The sequence below is a fragment of the Kitasatospora sp. NPDC094015 genome (assembly GCF_040304075.1).
Taxonomy (GTDB): Bacteria; Actinomycetota; Actinomycetes; order Streptomycetales; family Streptomycetaceae; genus Kitasatospora.
The window spans coordinates 34,643-52,685 of the sequence record NZ_JBEOUL010000034.1 but is presented as its reverse complement, the minus strand read 5'-3'; the positions used below and the strand labels follow the sequence as shown (position 1 = coordinate 52,685).

General features: G+C 75.1%; 15 protein-coding genes. 8 read left to right on the top strand and 7 right to left on the bottom strand.

The features are described 5' to 3' along the window. Window positions 1-28 precede the first annotated feature (28 nt). The gene (locus ABT014_RS29360) at window positions 29-2,053 is read right to left on the bottom strand and encodes an AAA family ATPase (RefSeq protein WP_350642251.1); all 2,025 of its coding nucleotides are present in this window, start codon (window positions 2,051-2,053) and stop codon (window positions 29-31) included. Between the two features lie 403 nt (window positions 2,054-2,456). Next, window positions 2,457-3,080 (bottom strand): uridine kinase family protein, encoded by a 624-nt coding sequence (locus ABT014_RS29355; RefSeq protein WP_350642250.1) that lies wholly within the window; start codon window positions 3,078-3,080, stop codon window positions 2,457-2,459. A 192-nt stretch (window positions 3,081-3,272) separates the two neighbouring features. On the opposite strand from ABT014_RS29355, the gene ABT014_RS29350 reads away from it, so the two are divergent. Further along, on the top strand, window positions 3,273-4,436 hold the full coding sequence (locus tag ABT014_RS29350) for an acyl-CoA dehydrogenase family protein (protein WP_350642249.1): 1,164 nt from the start codon (window positions 3,273-3,275) through the stop codon (window positions 4,434-4,436). Between the two features lie 37 nt (window positions 4,437-4,473). Here the strand turns inward: ABT014_RS29350 and ABT014_RS29345 are convergent, their stop codons facing one another. Beyond that, the gene (locus tag ABT014_RS29345; RefSeq protein WP_350642248.1) at window positions 4,474-4,905 is read right to left on the bottom strand and encodes a hypothetical protein; all 432 of its coding nucleotides are present in this window, start codon (window positions 4,903-4,905) and stop codon (window positions 4,474-4,476) included. Between the two features lie 273 nt (window positions 4,906-5,178). Here ABT014_RS29345 and ABT014_RS29340 point away from each other — a divergent pair, with 273 nt between their 5' ends. The 4 genes from ABT014_RS29340 to fxsA all read left to right on the top strand — a co-directional run bounded on the left by ABT014_RS29340 (window position 5,179) and on the right by fxsA (window position 9,675). Beyond that, window positions 5,179-5,619: an Lrp/AsnC family transcriptional regulator gene (locus ABT014_RS29340; RefSeq protein WP_350642247.1), complete on the top strand. Its 441-nt coding sequence runs from the start codon at window positions 5,179-5,181 to the stop codon at window positions 5,617-5,619. A 29-nt stretch (window positions 5,620-5,648) separates the two neighbouring features. Beyond that, window positions 5,649-7,250 (top strand): amidohydrolase, encoded by a 1,602-nt coding sequence (locus ABT014_RS29335; protein WP_350642245.1) that lies wholly within the window; start codon window positions 5,649-5,651, stop codon window positions 7,248-7,250. Window positions 7,251-7,389: 139 nt separating this feature from the next. Further along, complete coding sequence (lnt, locus tag ABT014_RS29330; RefSeq protein WP_350642244.1) at window positions 7,390-9,042, top strand: apolipoprotein N-acyltransferase; 1,653 nt, start codon at window positions 7,390-7,392, stop codon at window positions 9,040-9,042. 60 nt (window positions 9,043-9,102) lie between these two features. After that, window positions 9,103-9,675, top strand: a complete 573-nt coding sequence (gene fxsA / locus ABT014_RS29325) for an FxsA family membrane protein (RefSeq protein WP_350642242.1) — start codon at window positions 9,103-9,105, stop codon at window positions 9,673-9,675. A gap of 174 nt (window positions 9,676-9,849) precedes the next feature. Here the strand turns inward: fxsA and ABT014_RS29320 are convergent, their stop codons facing one another. The 3 genes from ABT014_RS29320 to ABT014_RS29310 all read right to left on the bottom strand — a co-directional run bounded on the left by ABT014_RS29320 (window position 9,850) and on the right by ABT014_RS29310 (window position 12,516). Then, the gene (locus ABT014_RS29320) at window positions 9,850-10,224 is read right to left on the bottom strand and encodes an RNA polymerase-binding protein RbpA (RefSeq protein WP_350642241.1); all 375 of its coding nucleotides are present in this window, start codon (window positions 10,222-10,224) and stop codon (window positions 9,850-9,852) included. Between the two features lie 302 nt (window positions 10,225-10,526). Continuing rightward, window positions 10,527-12,224 (bottom strand): FtsK/SpoIIIE domain-containing protein, encoded by a 1,698-nt coding sequence (locus ABT014_RS29315; RefSeq protein ID WP_350642240.1) that lies wholly within the window; start codon window positions 12,222-12,224, stop codon window positions 10,527-10,529. A gap of 97 nt (window positions 12,225-12,321) precedes the next feature. Beyond that, complete coding sequence (locus ABT014_RS29310; protein WP_350642239.1) at window positions 12,322-12,516, bottom strand: hypothetical protein; 195 nt, start codon at window positions 12,514-12,516, stop codon at window positions 12,322-12,324. A gap of 298 nt (window positions 12,517-12,814) precedes the next feature. On the opposite strand from ABT014_RS29310, the gene ABT014_RS29305 reads away from it, so the two are divergent. Both ABT014_RS29305 and ABT014_RS29300 read left to right on the top strand, forming a co-directional pair. Next, a complete protein-coding gene (locus ABT014_RS29305) occupies window positions 12,815-13,228 on the top strand; it encodes an ankyrin repeat domain-containing protein (RefSeq protein WP_350642238.1) in 414 nt (137 codons plus the stop codon). A 25-nt stretch (window positions 13,229-13,253) separates the two neighbouring features. Then, complete coding sequence (locus ABT014_RS29300) at window positions 13,254-13,739, top strand: GNAT family N-acetyltransferase (RefSeq protein ID WP_350642237.1); 486 nt, start codon at window positions 13,254-13,256, stop codon at window positions 13,737-13,739. A gap of 59 nt (window positions 13,740-13,798) precedes the next feature. Here the strand turns inward: ABT014_RS29300 and ABT014_RS29295 are convergent, their stop codons facing one another. Next, window positions 13,799-15,904 (bottom strand): MMPL family transporter, encoded by a 2,106-nt coding sequence (locus ABT014_RS29295; protein ID WP_350642236.1) that lies wholly within the window; start codon window positions 15,902-15,904, stop codon window positions 13,799-13,801. Window positions 15,905-16,098: 194 nt separating this feature from the next. Between ABT014_RS29295 and ABT014_RS29290 the strand changes: the two genes are divergently transcribed. Continuing rightward, complete coding sequence (locus ABT014_RS29290; protein ID WP_350642235.1) at window positions 16,099-16,878, top strand: VOC family protein; 780 nt, start codon at window positions 16,099-16,101, stop codon at window positions 16,876-16,878. Window positions 16,879-18,043 lie beyond the last annotated feature (1,165 nt).

Sequence of the window (18,043 nt, the reverse complement as noted above, 5' to 3'; positions counted from 1 at the left end):
GGCAACGCCTGCCACGGCGGGCCCGGCGCTACTCGCCCCGCCCGTCGATCAGCTCCCCGTACGCCTGCAGCAGGTCCGGCAGCCGCAGCGCCGCCAGGTCCTCCCGGCTCGGCGGCTCGCCCTGCGCGGAGAGCCGCAGGTCGCGGTAGGCGCAGGACTTCTCGTACAGCGTCCGCACGAACCGCCCGTTGCCCAGCTCGTCGATCCAGCCCTCGCCGACCACGTGGCCGCAGATCGAGGCGAGCTCCTCGGCCGCGTCCTGGTCCCAGCTGTCGCCGTCGGCGGCGGCCAGCGTGCGGCCGATCTCGGTCAGCTCGGCCGGCCGGTAGCTGGGGAAGTCCACCCGGCTGGTGAAGCGGGAGTTGAGCCCGGGGTTGGCGGCCAGCAGCCGGTTCATCCCGGCCGGGTAGCCGGCCAGGATCACCACCAGCCGGTCCCGGTTGTCCTCGGCCCGCTTGAGCAGCACCTGGAGCGCCTCGTCGCCGTACGCGTCGCCCTTGGTGTACCCGGAGTTGGAGAGGCTGTAGGCCTCGTCGATGAAGAGCACCCCGTCCAGTGCGGAGTCGATCAGCTCGTTCGCCTTCACCGCCGTCTGGCCCAGGAACTCGCCGACCAGGTCGGCCCGTTGGGCCTCCACCAGATGGTCGCCGGAGAGCAGCCCGAGCGCGTGGAAGACCCGGCCGAGGATCCTGGCCACCGTGGTCTTGCCGGTGCCGGAGGGGCCGGAGAAGACGAAGTGACGTTTCGGCGGCTGGACCGGCAGGCCCTGGTCGGCTCTCAGCCGGGCCATCCGCAACTGCGCCGACAGTGCCCGGACCTGGCGCTTGACCGGCTCCAGCCCCACCATCCGCTCCAGCGCCGCGAGCGCCTCGTCCAACTGGCCCTGGTCGCTCGGCAGCAGGCTCGCGGCCGGGGGGTAGGCCAGGCCCGCCGGTGCGGCCTGCGGCTCGGCGGCCGTGCGCGACGGCCGGTCGACCGGCTGCCCGCCGGCGCACTGCTCCCCGCCGGCGCCGCTGCCGCCGCCGAGGGGTGCGCCGGACCGCTCGATCAGCGGTCCGCCGGCCGGCTCCGGACCGACCTCGCCGCCCGGCCCGGTCGTGACCCCGTCCGCCGGCCCGGGGGCGGGGTCCGGACCGCGATCCGGGCCGGGGCCCGCGCCGAGGTCCGCGCGGAGGTCCGGCCCGCCGGCCGCCGGCCCCGGGGCGAACTCGGCGTCGGGCAGCGCCGGTTCGAGCACCGCCCGGTCCGCCTCGGTGACCAGCAGCGCGTCCAGCACCCCGTCCGAGGCGATCGCCGCCAGCCGCGCCGAGGTGTCCATGAACGCCGGATCGGCCCGGTGCACCGCCCGGTACAGCGGCAGCGCCGCGGCGCTGCGCCCGGCGCCCTCGTAGGCCCGCGCCAGCCAGTACCGCAGCTCCTTGCGCTGCGGCTGCTCGGAGCGGCAGCGGGCCAGCGAGGTGGCGAGCGGTGCCTGCGCCTGCGCGCACATGTCGAGCCGGACCCGGGCCATGCCGCCGAACAGCCCGGCCTCGATGCCGAGCACCGGATCGTCCAGCAGCCGGTCGGTGTCCCGGATCAGCTGCTCCCAGTCCTTCACCAGGTAGGACCGGCAGGCGTGCAGGAACCGTACCGAGGCGTCCAGCTCGGGCGGCGGGCACTCGGCCAGGGCCCGGTCCAGCTCGGTCAGGTGCCGGCCGTCCAGCCAGTGCGAGGCGTGCGCCAGCAGCAGGTCGCGGGTGTCCTCCAGGACCGGCTGCACCCACCAGCCCAGCCAGTACCAGGAGCTGAGCGGACGGCGGTGGAGCCGGCGCTGCTCGCCGAAGCGGTCCTGGTGCCGGTACATCGCGAGCAGCGCCCCGGAGGTGTCGCTGCGCAGCGCGTGCAGCCCGAGCCAGGCGTCCGCCATCGCCGGGTCGAGTTCGACGGCGGTGCGGAACTCCTCCTCGGCGCGGGCGTAGGAGCCGGCCGCGTAGGCGTCCGTGGCGCGCAGCCAGGCGCGGTCGGCCTGCCGGCCGGGTTCGGTACCGCCGGAACCGATGTCGGACGTCTCCACCGCCACTCACGCCCCCCGCCGAGTGCATCGAGGCCAAGTCGGTCGACGAGCGGCAGGCACCACCCGTCCGTCCGCAACCCCCTGGGCGCCTGCGCGCCTGACTGGAATCGTACCGGCGCAGCGCTGATCCGGAAGGGTGCGGCACCGCTTCAAATCCGCGCGGTGGCCGGGCCGTTGGCCGGTGCCACCGGCGGAGCGGGCGGCAGCGGCGGGGGAGTGGCCCGGCGTCGGCGGGGGAGTGGCCGGGCGGCGGCGGGCCCGCGGCGTTGCGCGGGCGGGGCGTGCTGGGACGGCGAACGGCACCTCCGGCTCACGGGGGAACAAGCCGGAGGTGCCGAGTCTGATGTTGCGGGCTCAACTATCTCCCGCGTGAAGTGAACCTAAGTCCTGGCGACACCCCAGGTCAAGGCCGCTGCGCGGGGTCACCGAGGGTGCCGCGGACGATCCGTCCGGTGACCCCGTCGACCAGCAGATCGGCGTACGGCCGGCTCGGATCGGCGGCGAAGTGCGCCTCCTCTGCGCGGGCCCAGCCGGCCCAGAAGCCGGCCAGTTCCGGGCCGTCCCGCAGCTCGCCGCGGGCCCGGGCGGCGGCCGCGTCCAGGTCCATCCAGATCAGCCGGCTCAGCACCGGGCGCACCTCGACGCGGCCCGCGCCGACGCCCTCCAGCAGCACCACCGGCGCCGGCTCCACCCGGCGGACGGTCGCGAACCGGCGCAGCGTCCAGTCGTAGACCCGGTACTCGGCCGTCCGGCCGGCCGCCAGCGGCTCCAGCACCTGTCGGCGCAGCCGTCCGACCCAGCCGAACGGCTCCTCGTGGGTGGCCAGGTCGTCCAGGTGCACCACGGGGGCGCCGCCGAGGGCGCCCGCCAGGCGGCCCGCGAAGGTGGTCTTGCCGGAGCCCGCGTGCCCGTCCACGGCGACCAGCCGCACCGGCCCGAGCGAGGGCGCCCGTGCCCGAAGCACGGCCGCCAGGTCCGCCGGCCCGGCGGCGTCCTGCTCGTCCGGGGTGCGCGGAAGGTCGGTCACCAGCTCACTCTAGGTCCCCGTCCGGGCGGTGACCGAGCCGTAACAGTGACTGGTCAGGCCGATATCGGGCATACTCGCTTCGCCGCGCCTGTGTGAACGACCGTTCACATCGGTCGGTGACGGTCCACCCGACCCGTCAGCCCCGTACCGGGCCCGCCACACCTGGGCCCGCCCGATCGAGGAGACGCAGCCATGAGCGCCGTATCCGCCAAGCCCGTGGACCGTCAGCTGCCCAGCGAGGAGGCCCGCGAGCTGCTCGGGCTGACCCGGGAGCTGGTGCACAACGAGGTCGCCCCGCACGCCGCCGCCGACGAGGCCGGCGACCGCTTCCCGCGCGAGGTGTTCCGCACCCTCGGCCGGGCCGGCCTGCTCTCCCTCCCGTACGGCGAGCAGTACGGCGGCGGCGACCAGCCGTACGAGGTCTACCTCCAGGTGCTGGAGGAGCTGGCGGCGGGCTGGCTGGCGGTCGGCCTCGGCGTCAGCGTGCACACGCTCTCCTGCCACGCGCTGGCCGTGTTCGGCACCGACGAGCAGCGCGACCGCTGGCTGCCGGGGATGCTGAGCGGCGAGCAGCTCGGCGCCTACTGCCTCTCCGAGCCGCAGTCCGGCTCCGACGCGGCCTCGCTGCGCACCCGGGCGGTGCTCGACGGCGAGGAGTACGTGGTCAGCGGCACCAAGGCGTGGATCACCCACGGCGGGCACGCCGACTTCTACAGCTCGATGGTGCGCACCGGTGAGGACGGCGCCCGCGGGATCAGCTGCCTGCTGGTGCCGGGCGGCGCGGCCGGCCTGTCGGCGGCCCCGCCGGAGCACAAGATGGGCATGCGCTCCTCGCCGACCGCGCAGCTGCACTTCGACGGCGTCCGGGTGGCCCGCGAGCGGCTGATCGGCGAGCTGGGGCAGGGCTTCCAGATCGCGCTGGCCGCCCTCGACTCGGGCCGGCTGGGCATCGCCGCCTGCGCGATCGGCGTCGCCCAGGCGGCGCTGGACCTGGCGGTGGACTACGCGGGCACCCGGCAGCAGTTCGGCCGGCCGATCGCGGACTTCCAGGGGCTGTCCTTCATGCTCGCCGACATGGCGACCCAGATCGAGGCCGGTCGGGCGCTGTACCTGTCGGCCGCCCGCCTCAAGGACGCCGGCCGGGCCTTCTCGAAGGAGGCGGCGATGGCGAAGCTGTTCTGCACCGACGCCGCCATGCGGGTCACCACCGACGCCGTGCAGGTGCTCGGCGGCTACGGCTACACCCAGGACTACCCGGCCGAGCGCTACATGCGCGAGGCCAAGGTGCTGCAGATCGTCGAGGGCACCAACCAGGTCCAGCGCCTGGTGATCGGCCGGCACCTGACCGGTCGCTGACGCGCCGCCGCGGGGCGGCGCGGGCCCTTCGACCGGGTCAGCGCCGCCCCGAGGTCCGCTGCGCGGGGACCGGCGGGGTGTGCTCGGCGGTGCGCCGGGGGCCGGCGTGCGAGAACGGCTGGGTGCGCCAGTCCAGCTCGGCGGGCAGGGCGAGCAGCGCGGCCAGGTCGGGCCCGCCGTGCTCGGGGGTGTCGCACTCCGCCAGGTCGTCGGCCGGGGCGCCGGAGCCGGCGCAGACCGCGGGCGAGAACGGGTGCCAGGCGGTCGGCAGCACGGCGTGCAGCGGCAGCCGCTCCTCGTCGCCCACCAGGGCGATCGGACGGTCGCAGGACGGGCAGTGCACCCGGACGATCTCCCAGGTCTCCGCGTCGCCCGGGTCCGCCCCCGGGGTGGGGCCGAACTCGGCGTAGCCGTCCTCCTCGGTGCGTTCGTCCGCGGCGCTGTGCGAGCGCTGGTCAGTAGCAGGCATCGGGATCCCCCTCGGATCGGGCCGGCCGCGGGTGAAGCCCGGGCCAACAGCAGCACTTCCCGCCGACGGGCCGTCATAACCCTGCAGGTCGGCGCACGATGATGCACGCGGTGTGTCCTTCGCCACATTCGCCCGGCATGTGCCTCCCGCACCGCGCCGGTTCGGTACGGGCGCCCGCCCGCGCGCCGCAGGTGGGGCGCCGGCGGGCCGTCCGCGGGGCGCGTGAGCTGCGGGCTCGGCGGGAGCCGCCCCGGGGCGCTAGGTTTGCGCCTTGTGGAGGATCTCGACCAGCGCATCGTCCAGCTGCTTCTCGAAGACGGCCGGATGAGCTACACGGACCTGGGCAAGGCCACCGGCCTGTCCACCTCGGCGGTGCACCAGCGGGTGCGCCGGCTCGAGCAGCGGGGGGTGATCCGCGGCTACACGGCGATCGTCGACGCCCAGGCCGTCGACCTGGCGTTGACCGCGTTCATCTCGGTCAAACCGTTCGACCCCAGCGCCCCGGACGACACCCCGGACCGCCTGATCGGGCTGCCCGAGATCGAGGCCTGCCACAGCGTGGCGGGCGACGAGAACTACATCCTCAAGGTCAGGGTGCCCGGCCCGGGCGACCTGGAGGACCTGCTGGCCAGGATCAGGTCGGCGGCCGGCGTCTCCACCCGCACCACGGTGGTCCTGTCCACCCCGTACGAGGCCCGCCCCCCGAAGCTCTGAGCCGGATCGGTCGGGTGCAGACTTGGGCCATGACCGAACGCACCAACCGCACCGTCCTGCTCCGCGGCGGCAACGTCTACAGCCCCGCCGACCCGTTCGCCACCGCGATGCTGGTGGAGGGCGAGCAGATCGCCTGGGTGGGCAGCGACGGCGCCGCCGAGGCGTACGCGGGCACCGCCGACGAGGTGGTGGAGCTGGCGGGTGCGCTGGTCACCCCGGCCTTCGTCGACGCCCACGTGCACGCCACCTCGGCCGGCCTCGCGCTCACCGGACTGGACCTGACCGGCTGCGGGAGCCTGGCCGAGGCGCTGGCGCGGATCGCCGCCTTCGCCGCCGGCTCGCCCGCCGGCGTGCTGATCGGCCACGGCTGGGACGAGACCGGCTGGCCCGAGGGCCGGCCGCCGACGCTCGCCGAGCTGGACGGCGCCGCCGGCGGCGCCGCGCTCTACCTGTCGCGCACCGACGTGCACTCGGCGCTGGCCACCAGCGCCCTGCGCGGGCTCACCGAGGGCCTGGGGCAGCTCCCCGGGTACCACCCCGAGGCGCCGCTCAGCCGCGACGCCCACCACGCCGTGCGGGCCGCCGCGCTCGCCCACCTGTCGGCCGAGCAGCGCCGCACCGCGCAGCGGGCCACCCTGGCCCGGGCCGCCGAGCTGGGCATCGGCGCCCTGCACGAGTGCGCCGGCCCGCAGATCTCCTCCGAGCAGGACCTGACCGCCCTGCTGGAGCTGGCCGCCACGACCGAGGGCCCCGAGGTCTTCGGCTACTGGGGCGAGCTGGGCGGCATCGAGACCGCCCGCCGGCTGGGCGCGGTCGGCGCCGGCGGCGACCTGTTCGTGGACGGCGCCCTCGGGTCGCACACCGCCTGCCTGCACACCCCCTACGCCGACGCGGCGCACACCGGCGCCGCCTACCTGACGGCCGAGCAGATCGCCGACCACGTCGCCGCCTGCACCGAGGCCGGCCTGCAGGCCGGCTTCCACGCCATCGGGGACGCCGCCGTCGCCGCCGTGCTGGAGGGCGTCCGGGCCGCCGCCGACCGGGTCGGCACGGCCCGGGTGAAGGCCGCCCGGCACCGCGTCGAGCACGCCGAGTCGCTGGACGACAAGGCCGTCGCCGCCTTCGTCGAGCTCGGCCTCACCGCCTCCGTCCAGCCCGCCTTCGACGCCGCCTGGGGCGGCCCGGACGGCATGTACGCCCAGCGCCTGGGCGCCGAGCGGGCGGCCGGCCTCAACCCGTTCGCCGCGCTGCTGCGGGCCGGCGTGCCGCTGGCCTTCGGCTCGGACGCGCCGGTCACCGCGCTCGACCCCTGGGGCACCGTCCGGGCCGCCGCCTTCCACCGCACCCCCGGGCACCGGATCTCGGTCCGGGCCGCCTTCACCGCGCACACCCGCGGCGGCTGGCGGGCGCTCGGCCGCGACCAGGACGGCGTGCTGGTGCCCGGCGCGGTCGCCAGCTTCGCGGTCTGGGACGCCGCCGAACTCGTCGTCCAGGCCCCCGACGACCGGGTGGCCGGCTGGTCCACCGACCCCCGCTCCGGCACCCCCGGCCTGCCCGACCTCACCCCCGGCCGGCCGCTGCCGGTCTGCCTGCGCACGGTGGTGCGCGGCCGCACGGTGCACCTGGCCTGAGCCGGGGCGCGGGCGCCGCGCGTGACCTGGGACACCCCGTGAGCCGGGCGGATACTGATGCGAGGTACCTTCGTCGGACGGCTCTCGATCGTGGGCGGCCGGATCGAGCGGACGGACCGACCAGAGAGGTGGTGCGCAGGTGGCACTGCCCGTGCAGCAGGAGCAGCCGGTGGACGAGACGGCGGACGAAGGCCCGAGGCGCCCCGAGCGCCCGGGGCGCCTCGCCCGGATCCGCGCCGGCCTGCCCCGGACCGGCCTGGCGGTGCTCGCCGGCCTGCTGCTGGCCGCCTCCTTCCCGCCGTACGACCTGTGGCCGCTGTCGATCCTCGCGGTGGCGGCCCTCTCGCTGCTCACCCGCGGCCGGACGTTCCGTCAGGGCGCCTGGACCGGGTTCGCGCTCGGGCTGCCGTTCTTCCTGACCCTGCTCTCCTGGCTGCGGGTGATCGGCTGGGACGCCACCGTCGGCCTCTCGGTCGTCGAGGCGCTCTTCGTCGCCCTGCTGGGCGGCGCGCTCGCGCTCACCTCCCGGCTGCCGCTGTGGCCGCTCTGGGCGGCCTGCCTGTGGGTGACCCAGGAGTGGGCCCGCGACCGGCTGCCGCTCGGCGGCTTCCCCTGGGGCCGGCTGGCCTTCGCCAACACCGCCAGCCCGTTCACCCCGGTGGCCGCGCTCGGCGGGGCCCCGCTGGTGACCTTCGTGGTGGCGCTCTGCGGCGCCCTGCTGGCCTGGGCGGCGCTGCGGCTGCGCCGCGGCCCGCACCGCTCGTTCCCGGTCGCGGCGATGGGCGCCGGCGCCGCGCTGGTGGCCCTGCTCGCCGGCTACCTGGTCCCGGTGCCGACCGCCGCCGACGACACCGTCAAGGTGGCCCTGGTGCAGGGCAACGTCGCCCAGCCGGGCATGGACTTCCTCGGCCGCCCGATGATGGTGCTCAACAACCACGCCGCCGAGACCGAGAAGCTCGCCGCCGACATCGCGGCCGGCAAGGTCCCGCGCCCCGACGTGGTGATCTGGCCGGAGAACTCCTCCGACCTGGACCCGTACACCGACCCGGCCGCCTACGCCCGGATCGACGAGGCCGTCCGCAGCGTGGGCGTGCCCACCCTGGTCGGCGCGCTGGTGGACGGCCCGGACGCGCAGCACGTGCAGAACAACGGGATCGTCTGGGACCCGGCGCTCGGGCCCGGTGCCTCGTACACCAAGCAGCACCCGGTCCCGTTCGGCGAGTACGTGCCCTTCCGGGCCGAGCTGTCCAAGGTGATCGCCCGGCTCCAGCGGGTCGCCCGGGACTTCTACCCCGGCACCCACAACGGCGTGATGCAGCTCGGCCCGGCCCGGATCGGCGACGTGATCTGCTTCGAGGTGGCCTACGACGAGATCGTCCGCGACACCGTGAACGACGGCGGCCGGGTGCTGGTGGTGCAGACCAACAACGCCACCTACGCCCGCAGCGGGCAGCCCGAGCAGCAGCTCGCGATGTCCAGGCTGCGCGCGGTCGAGCACGGCCGCGCGGTGCTGATCGCCGCCACCAGCGGGATCAGCGCGGTGATCGCCCCGGACGGTTCGGTGGTCTCGCGCACCGAGGAGCTCACCCCGGCCGTGCTCAACGCGGTGGTGCCGCTGCGCGACGGGACGACGGTGGCCGACCGGCTCGGTGCCGCGCCCGAGTGGACGCTGGCCGTCGCCGGCCTGCTGGCCTGCGGCTTCGCGGCCGCCGGCGGGCTGCGGCGGCGGCGCTCGGGCGGCGGGTCCGGAACATCCCCCGCGTCCGAGCCGTTGACCACACAGGTGCCGTAGCCGCGGCCGGAGTCCGCCGGCGGTGCACAGCAGAGCACCCCGATGGAGTGGATTCGTACCGTGGCCCAGACAACCGACCAGGTCCGCCCGGCCCGCCGGGGCCGAGTGCGGCGCCTGCTGCCGCTCGCCGTCGTCGCCTGGCTGCTGCTGGAGATCTGGCTGCTGACCGTGGTGGCCGGCCTGGTGGGCTGGTTCGCCGTGCTGGTGCTGCTGGTCGCCGGGGTCTTCCTCGGCGGCTCGCTGATCAAGCGGGCCGGCCGCAAGGCCTTCTCGGCGGCCGTCGAGCAGAGCCGCGACCCGCGCCCCGCGCAGGCGCAGACCGGCACCAGCCTGACCGTGCTGGCCGGCGTGCTGCTGATCCTGCCCGGCTTCCTGTCCGACCTGTTCGGGCTGAGCCTGCTGTTCCCGCCGACCAGGGCGCTCTGGCGGGCGCTCGGCCGCCGCACGGCCGGCCGGGTGCTGAACTCCACCGCTCCGGCGGGCGCCGCCCCGTTCGCGGACGCGCTGCGGCTGCAGGAGCAGCTGCGCATCCACCGGCCCGACGGCAAGGTGATCCAGGGCGAGGTGGTCGACCACCCGCAGCCCGGCGCCGACGGCCCGGACACCGCCTACCGCCCGCCGCTGGCACACTGACGCGCCGGGACGACCGGCCTTGAGGCAGCACCGTGGCCTCCCGCTGGGCGCCGTCCGGCCGGGGGCCTCTGCGCGCCGACCGGCCGGGGGCAGCCGCAGACATCATGAGGAAGGGCCCCGGGCTGGTAGCCCGGGGCCCTTCCTCATGGCCCTTCCGCCGTGGCGGAGAACCGGTTATGCACTCTTGCGGGTGTCTCGCGGGTGGATCGCGAGGTTCATCCCGCCGGACCGCAGGACGGCCAGCCGCTCGGCCAGCACCTCCTCCAGCTCCTCCCTGGTCCGACGCTCCATCAGCATGTCCCAATGGGTGCGCGTCGGCTTGGTCTTCTTCTCCTCCGGCTCATCACCGTCGAGAAGCATGGCTTCCTGGCCGCAGAACCGGCACTCCCAGATCGAGGGGATCTCCGCCTCGACGGAGAAGGGAACCTCGAACCGGTGTCCGTTCTGACATGCATACTCGACGGTCTGGCGGGGAGCCAGATCGATGCCGCGGTCGGTCTCGTAGCTGGTCGCCCCGAGTCGCGTGCCGCGGAGAGCTCGCTCGCTCATGAATCGTGCCTCCCGGGCTTCTGGCCCACAGGACTAGTGGTCGCTGTCTTCGTCGTTCGGTCCAACGCTCGGCCGCCGACGAAGATTCCCGTCCCGGGACGGGCGTCGCCTGTCGTGCCGCCCCTGTTTGTACCCATCGCCGCCCGATTTGTCACATCTGAGCGGTGATATCACCCTGTGTGTCACATCTTGTACACATTGCGACCGCATGGTCGATGCGCGGACAGCCTACCGTCATGCGCTTGATGCTCGCTTGGTCATGACGCTCCGACCCGGTCGAACCGGCCCTTCCACGGGCCGGTTCACCAGGCCGGACCGGGCTGGAGCGGCTGCGGTTCCTTGGTCAGCTCGACCGCTGCGGCGGTCGCCACCGGCTCGGCCGCGGCCACCGGCGTCACCGGCACCACCACCGGCTGCACGGCCGACTCACCGGCCATCGACCGGTCCGCCCCGGGAGGCTCCGCCACGAGGTCCGCCACGAGGTCCGGTACGGGCTGCGCCGGGGCCGGCGCCTCCGTCCGGGTGTCGCGGTGCGGCAGCAGGGCGATCACCGCGTCCCGCAGCTGCGGGGCGGCCTCCTCGTCCAGCGGGTCCACGGTGGTCGGCACCTGGAGCCGGACCGGTGCGCCGGCGCCGATCCGGGCGTAGCCGCGGCCGGGCGGGGTCTGTGCGGCCGGCGCGATGTCCAGCGGTCCGCCCAGCGCGGCCGCGGCCGCGTCGGGGGTGGTCGGGCCGAGCACCACCCGGGCCCGGCAGGTCGAGCGGACGGTCGTCGAGACCCGGTCCCGCGCCTCGACGTCATCGGCGAAGACCACCGTGATCCGGGCCGCCCGGCCGTGCCGCAGCGGGATCTCCAGCAGGTCCTGGGGGTCGGTCCGGCCCTCGGCCTGGGCCAGCTCGGACAGCTCGGTGGGGTGGTCCAGCATCAGCCACAGCGGCCGGGTGACGTCCTCCGGCGCGGCGATGCCGTGGTGCCGGGAGGCGTTCAGCACGGTCAGCCGGCGCTCGGTCTCCTTCGCCACCCACTCCAGCGCGGCCTGCGCGCCGTGCAGGCTGGTCTCCACCGTGTGCACGCCCGGCCGGTTGACCAGGCAGGCGTGCTCGCCGGTGCCGGCGCCGTCGATCACCACCAGGTCGCCGTGCGGGAGTGCCTGCAGGGCGATCGACCGCAGCAGCGAGGAGGTGCCGGTGCCGGCCGCGCCGAGCACCAGCAGGTGCGGTTCGGCGGAGCGCGGGCCGGTGCGCCAGACCACCGGCGGCTGCTGGGCCGCGGCGCCGCCCTGGACCACCGGGATGGCGAGGTGGCTGCTGTCGCTGTCGGTGAAGCCGAGCACGATCTCGCCGGGGGAGGTGACGAAGCGCTGCGCCGCGATGTCGGTGGCCAGCGGGGCGAGGGCGGTGACCTTGAGCCGGTTGGACTCCTCGTCCCAGTCGAACCGGTACTCGCGGGCCCGCCCGGCCTTGCCCTGCAGCACCTGCTCGATCCGGGCCCGGGCGGCCGGCTCGGTGTCGGTGAAGTACACCGGGTAGGACAGCTCCAGCGAGGTCAGCCGGCCCTCGGTGTCGAACTCCCAGGCGTGGAAGGCGTCCTTGGGCTCGCCCTCGGGCCGGTAGAGCGAGCCCAGCTCCTCGGGGCCGGCCAGGTAGGGGGTGAGCGCCGCGTACAGTGCGGCGAGCTTGAGCTCGGCGACGTCCGGGGCGGGCGCGGCGCCGGCGGCCTTGGGCTGGCGGCCGACCCAGGCGGCGCTGGCCATCAGCGCGGCCACCGCGAGCAGCACGCCGTGCGGCAGCAGTGCGATGCCGAGCAGGGCGGCCGCGGTGAGGAAGAGGGTGGGCCCGCGGCGGTCCTTCGGGGTGGCCGCCCAGCGGGCCTTGGCCCAGTCGGCGTGGCGGCGCAGCCCGCGCCCGATCAGGGCGAGCGGGGCGAACATGTCGGCGGCGTGGTCGCCGGCCGTGCGGGCGAGATCGCGACCCCGGCTGAGGTGGCGGGTGACTGGCATGGTGGGACTCCCCGGGCGGTGGGACGGCGGGTGGCGGTTGGCAGCAGGCCCGGGGCGGTGGGATCCGCGCCCGGGCCGTCCCTGAAGGAGCTGCGGCTCAGAACTTCAGGCCGCCGATGAGGCTGGCCAGGCTCGCGCCGCCGGCCTGGATGCTCGGGGCGATCGAGGAGCCGGCGATGTAGAAGCCGAGGAGCGCGCACACGATGGCGTGCGAGACCTTCAGGCCGTCCCGTCGGAAGAAGAGGAAGGCGATGGTGCCGAACAGGACGATGCCGGAGATGGAGAGGATCACGGGTCTGCTCCTCGGAGAGGGGGGACAGGTGGTTGCAGAAAGTGCCCTAATCGTGACAAAAAGTAATAGATGATGGTGCGTGGCAAACGGGTGGATCTTGCCGGGGCGGGCCGGTCGACTGTGTACGTCCTGGGTCCGCGGACCGTGCAAAAGGCCTCCCCGCCCGGCCCGGCCCGGTTCCGCCGCGTGCGGAAATTCGCTCGAACGGATGCGTGACCGCTCGGCCCCCGGCTCGTCCGCTACGGTGCCTGGTGCAGCCCCACGCGCCCATCCGCAGGTCCTCCACGAAAGGTCCCTCATGGCCGACTCCGCACCCCAGCCGCCCGACGCGCCCGACGCCGAGGTGATCGCGCTGGCCGGGAAGCTGTTCGACGCGGCCCGTACCGGCGACAGCGCGCTGCTGGCCGCCTACCTCGACGCGGGCGCCCCGGCCGACCTCGGCAACGACCGGGGCGACACCCTGGTGATGCTGGCCGCCTACCACGGCCACGCCGACACCGTCCGGGTGCTGCTCGAGCGCGGCGCCGACCCGAACCGCGCCAACGACCGCGGCCAGACCCCGCTGGCCGGCGCCGTCTTCAAGGGCGAGGCCGCGGTGATCGACGCCCTGCTGGCCGGCGCAGCCGACCCGCTGGCCGGTGCGCCGTCCGCACTGGAGACCGCCCGGATGTTCGGCAAGGACGACCTGGTGGCCCGCTTCGACCCGCGCTGACCGGCTCCGCTTAGGCTTGGTCACCATGGAGATACGCACCACCGGGTACGGCCATCCGGACGCCGTGAGGCTGTCGGCGGAGGTCCAGCAGGAGTACGTGCGCCGCTACGGCGACATGGACCAGACCTCGATCCACCCCGACCACTTCGACCCGCCGTTCGGCCTGTTCGTGGTCGCCTACCTGGACGGGGAGCCGGCCGCCTGCGGCGGCTGGCGGGTGAACGAGAAGGACGAGGAGGGGCTCGGCGAGGGCGACGCCGAGCTCAAGCGGATGTACGTGGTGCCCACCGCGCGCGGCCGCGGGCTGGCCCGGGGCGTGCTGCGCCATCTGGAGCAGGCCGCGCTCTCCGCCGGGCGGACCAGGCTGGTGCTGGAGACCGGCAACAAGCAGCCCGAGGCGATCGCGCTCTACGCCTCCGAGGGCTACCTGCCGATCGTCAAGTTCGGCTACTACAAGGACCACCCGGACAGCATCTGCCTGGGCAAGTCCCTGGTCCCGGCCGGGTCCTGACACCGTTCGGCGGCCGGCCGGGCACCCGCTGCGGGGCCCGGCCGGCCGCCGCCGTCACGTCAGGGGGCGTCCGCCGGGGCGGCCCCGACCGGCTGCCGCGGCGGGCCGGGGCGGGAGAGCGCGCTCGGCCACCACATGTGCCGGTCGAGGTCGATGGTCAGTGCGGTGACCAGCACCGACCGCACCACCAGGGTGTCCAGCAGGACGCCGAGCGCCACCGCGAAGCCGATCTCGGCGAACCCGACCACCGGCAGCGTGCCCAGCACCGCGAAGGTGCTGGCCAGGATCAGGCCGGCCGAGGTGATCACCCCGCCGGTGGCGGCCAGCCCGGCGATCGCCCCCTGCCGGGTGCCGCGGTGCGCCGACTCCTCGCGCACCCGGGTCATCAGGAAGATGTTGTAGTCGATGCCCAGCGCGACCAGGAAGACGAACACGAACAGCGGGAACGCGTTGTCCTGGCCGTCGAAGTGGAAGACGTGCGCGAAGAAGAAGGCGCTGATGCCCATCGCCGCCGCGTAGGACAGCACCACCGTCGCGATCAGCACCAGCGGGGCGGTCACCGCCCGCAGCAGCAGGGCCAGGATCACCAGCACCACGCCCAGCACCAGCGGGATGATCGTCCGGTTGTCGGCCGAGGCGGCCCGGCCGGCGTCCAGGATGACGGCGGTGCTGCCGCCGACCTTGGCGTCGGCGCCCGGCACCGCGTGGACCGCGTCGCGGACCCGGTCCACGGTGTCCTTGGCGGCCTGGCTGTCCGGTGGATCGGCCAGGGTGGCCTGGAAGGTGGCCAGGGCGTCGTGCACCGTCACCGGGGTGGTTCCGGCGATCCCCGGGGTGGCGGCGGCGACCACCCGGACGGCCTCCGCCCGGTCGGCCGCGCTGATCACGGTGAGCGGCGCACCGGTGCCGCCCGGGAAGTGCTCGGTGAGCACCTGCTGCCCGACCACCGAGTCCGGTGTGCCGGTGAAGGTGCCGGCCGTGGACAGGCCGCTGGCGTTCAGCGAGACCAGCCCGATGCAGCAGGCGCCGAGCGCCAGCGCGGTGCCGATCCAGACCTTGCGGGGCTTGCGGTCGATCCAGGCGCCGACATGCGCCCAGCGGCCGGTCCTGGTCGGCTCCGGCGTCCCGTACCCGGGCTTGACCGGCCAGAACACCCAGCGGCCGCAGATCACCAGCAGCGCCGGCAGCAGGGTCAGCATCGCGACCAGGGCGATCAGGACGCCGATCGCGCAGACCGGGCCGAGGCCCCGGGTGGAGTTCATCTCCGCCACCAGCAGGCAGAGCATCGAGGCGACCACCGTGGCGGAGCTGGCCAGGATGGCCGGCCCGGCGCGGTGCAGGGCGTACGCCATCGCCTCGTGCCGGTCCTCGTGCCGGCGCAGCTCCTCGCGGTAGCGCGCGGTGAGCAGCAGTGCGTAGTCGGTGCCGGCGCCCAGCACCAGCACGATCAGGATGCCGGCGCTCTGCGCGTTCACGGTCAGGCCCGCGTGGTCGGCCAGCAGGTAGATCACCGCCTGGGCGACGAACAGCGCCACGCCGGCCGACAGCAGCGGCAGCAGCCACAGGGTGGGGCTGCGGTAGGTGAGCAGCAGCAGGATGATCACCACCGCCACGGTGGCGAACAGCAGCGTGCCGTCGATCCCGGCGAACGCCTCGGCCTGGTCGGCGCCGATCCCGGCCGGGCCGGTGACGTGGGTGGCCATGCCGTTGCTACCGTCGGCGGCGGTCGTCCGCATGTCGTCCACCGCGTCGCGCAGGTCGTTCCAGCCGGTGCTGCCGACCTCGACCGGCACCACGGTCTGCATCGCCTCACCGTCGGCGGACAGCTGAGGCCCGATCACCCGGCCGGCCACGTGCGGCAGGGTGGCGAACGAGGCGGCGTCCCGGGCGGCCTTGGCCTGGTCGGCGGCGCTCACCCCGCCCGGACGCTCGTAGACCACCACCGCCTGGGCGGTGTCGACCGGTTGGAAGGTCCGCTGCTCGACCAGCACCTGGGTGGACTCGGCGCTCCCGGGCAGCCAGCTGGAGGCCTCGTTATCCTCGGCGTCCGTCAGCTTGCCGGCGAGCGGACCGGCCACCACCAGCAGGATCACCCACAGCCCCAGCACGATCCACTTGCTGCGGCGCCCGCACGGCAGCGCCGCCAGCCTTCCGGTCGGACTCATCGGGCGCTCCCACGGGATCCGGCGACGGGCATCCGTCTCAGCGTGCCATCGGGCCCCGCAGGCGGCAGCTCGAGCCGGCGGGCTCCGTGACGGGGTGGGGGCACGTCGCCGCAGGCGGGCCGGGCTCCGGTGGCGGGAACCGGTGGCGGCCGGGAGGGTGAGCGGCGGGAGGGCCACCACCAGGAAGGACGAAGATGCCCGAGATCACCACCGCGTACGCGACCGGCACGCCGTGCTGGATCGACCTGACCGCCGCCGACCAGCAGGCGGCACTCGACTTCTACCGCGACCTCTTCGGCTGGCAGGGGGAGATCGGGCCGCCGGAGCTCGGCGGCTACGCCGTGTGCAGCCTGAACGGCCGTGCGGTGGGCGGGATCGGTCCGCAGATGGCGCCCGAGGGCATGCCCGAGCCGCCCGTCGCCTGGACCACCTACCTGGCCTGCACCGACGCGGACGCGGTCGCGAGCGCGGTCGCCGCGGCCGGCGGCACGGTGCTGATGCCGGTGATGGACATCCCCGGCACCGGCCGGATGCTGATGGCGGCCGATCCCGCCGGAGCGGTGTTCGGGGTCTGGCAGCCGGCCGACTTCATCGGCGCCCAGGTGACCGGCGAGCACGGCGCGCTGGTCTGGAACGAGCTGCACACCGCCGACCCGACGGCCGTCGCGCCCTTCTACCGGGCCGTGTTCGGCGCCGAGATCGGGCTGATGGAGGGCATGGACGACTACTTCGCGGTCAACGTCGGCGGCCGCGCGGTCGGCGGGGCGACCCGGCTGGACAACGACCCGCCCGGCACCCCCGCGCACTGGCTGACCTACTTCGCCGTGGACGACGTCGACTCCACGGTCGACGCCCTGGTCAAGCGGCAGGGCTCGGTGCTGGCGCCGCCGTTCGACATGCCGGCCGGGCGGATGGCGGTGGTCGCCGACCCGCAGGGCGCGGCCTTCGCGGTGCTCAAGCCGCAGCCGATGTAACCGGGCCCGCGCCGCCCGGCGCCGACCGGGCGCACGTCGACCGCGACGCGCGCCCGGTCGGCGCTCATGTCCGACCGTCCGTGTGCCGACAACGCCAGGAGAAGGTGAAGGAGGATCATGCTCTGGCTCTACATCGGTCTCGGCCTCTCCGGCGGTGCACTCGCCGTCTTTCTCCTGGCCGCCCGGGCGGGCAGCCGCAGTGAGGAGGACGGGGGCTGATCCGGCCCGGCCGGCGGCGGGGCGGGCCCGCCGCCGGCCCCTTCCCCTGGCGGATGGCCAGGAGTCTCGTGCACCAGGGGAGTTCGGCGCAGCTCGGTCGCCCGTCCTCCCCTCCCGCCCCTCGGAGGGGAGAACTCATGTCCGGGACACCGCGTTCCACCCGATGCGCCGCCGTCGTCGGTCCGGTCCGCCGGGTCGCCGCGGTGGCTGCGGTGCTGTCGGTGTTCGCGCTCGCCGGGTGCGGGGGCGGCTCCGATGCGGGATCGGGTGCCACGGCCGGTACGGCGGGGTCGACCACCGACCTCGGCGCGTCACCGCAGGCGGAGGGATCCGGGGGCGGGCCGCAGGAGCAGCGGAGCGAGGCGGGCGGCAACCCGGGCGGGTTCAAGGCGGCGGGCCAGGTCTCGGCGACCGGCAGCGGGCTGTGGCCGGAGGTGCGAATCGAGCTGTCGAGTTCGACGGGGGCGAGCTTCACGGCGACCGTCCAGGAGGTCCGGGACTGTGCCACCGGGAGGTACTCGTCAGGGGATGTACGGAGGGTCGCTGTGGTGAACGGGCACAGCCCGGAGGCCGCCAGCTTCCAGCTGGGCGGTTCGCCGGCGCCGAGCGGCACGCTCGGCCCGTTCTGCATCAGCGTCACGATCGCGGGTGAGACGCACGCCCTCACCGCCCCGGGCTCGGTCGTCGTTTCCGGGACGCCGACGGACGGCGGGGGCCCGTCCCGCTCCGGCAGCAGCTCCCCGGACAGCCCGGCCCCGGGCGGGGGCAGCTCCGGGAGCGCCGGCGCCGGCAGCCGATCGCCCGCCCGGTCCGAGCCGGCGAGTCCCCGCTGACCACGGACGCCCCGGAGCCGGACGCCGCTGCTGCGGACCCCGAGCCGCCGGGGCCACCAGGACCGCCGCCCGGCCGGAGCTGGAGCGGCTGGATCGGCCTGCTCGCGTCCTGG

What these genes read in the sequence shown, in the direction of transcription:
- ABT014_RS29315 (WP_350642240.1), bottom strand. Translation starts at nt 12,224, where the DNA reads ATGCCAGTCACCCGCCACCTCAGCCGGGGTCGCGATCTCGCCCGCACG.
- ABT014_RS29320 (WP_350642241.1), bottom strand. Translation starts at nt 10,224, where the DNA reads ATGAGCGAGCGAGCTCTCCGCGGCACGCGACTCGGGGCGACCAGCTAC.
- ABT014_RS29300 (WP_350642237.1), top strand. Translation starts at nt 13,254, where the DNA reads ATGGAGATACGCACCACCGGGTACGGCCATCCGGACGCCGTGAGGCTG.
- ABT014_RS29350 (WP_350642249.1), top strand. Translation starts at nt 3,273, where the DNA reads ATGAGCGCCGTATCCGCCAAGCCCGTGGACCGTCAGCTGCCCAGCGAG.
- ABT014_RS29295 (WP_350642236.1), bottom strand. Translation starts at nt 15,904, where the DNA reads ATGAGTCCGACCGGAAGGCTGGCGGCGCTGCCGTGCGGGCGCCGCAGC.
- ABT014_RS29290 (WP_350642235.1), top strand. Translation starts at nt 16,099, where the DNA reads ATGCCCGAGATCACCACCGCGTACGCGACCGGCACGCCGTGCTGGATC.
- ABT014_RS29345 (WP_350642248.1), bottom strand. Translation starts at nt 4,905, where the DNA reads ATGCCTGCTACTGACCAGCGCTCGCACAGCGCCGCGGACGAACGCACC.
- ABT014_RS29305 (WP_350642238.1), top strand. Translation starts at nt 12,815, where the DNA reads ATGGCCGACTCCGCACCCCAGCCGCCCGACGCGCCCGACGCCGAGGTG.
- ABT014_RS29335 (WP_350642245.1), top strand. Translation starts at nt 5,649, where the DNA reads ATGACCGAACGCACCAACCGCACCGTCCTGCTCCGCGGCGGCAACGTC.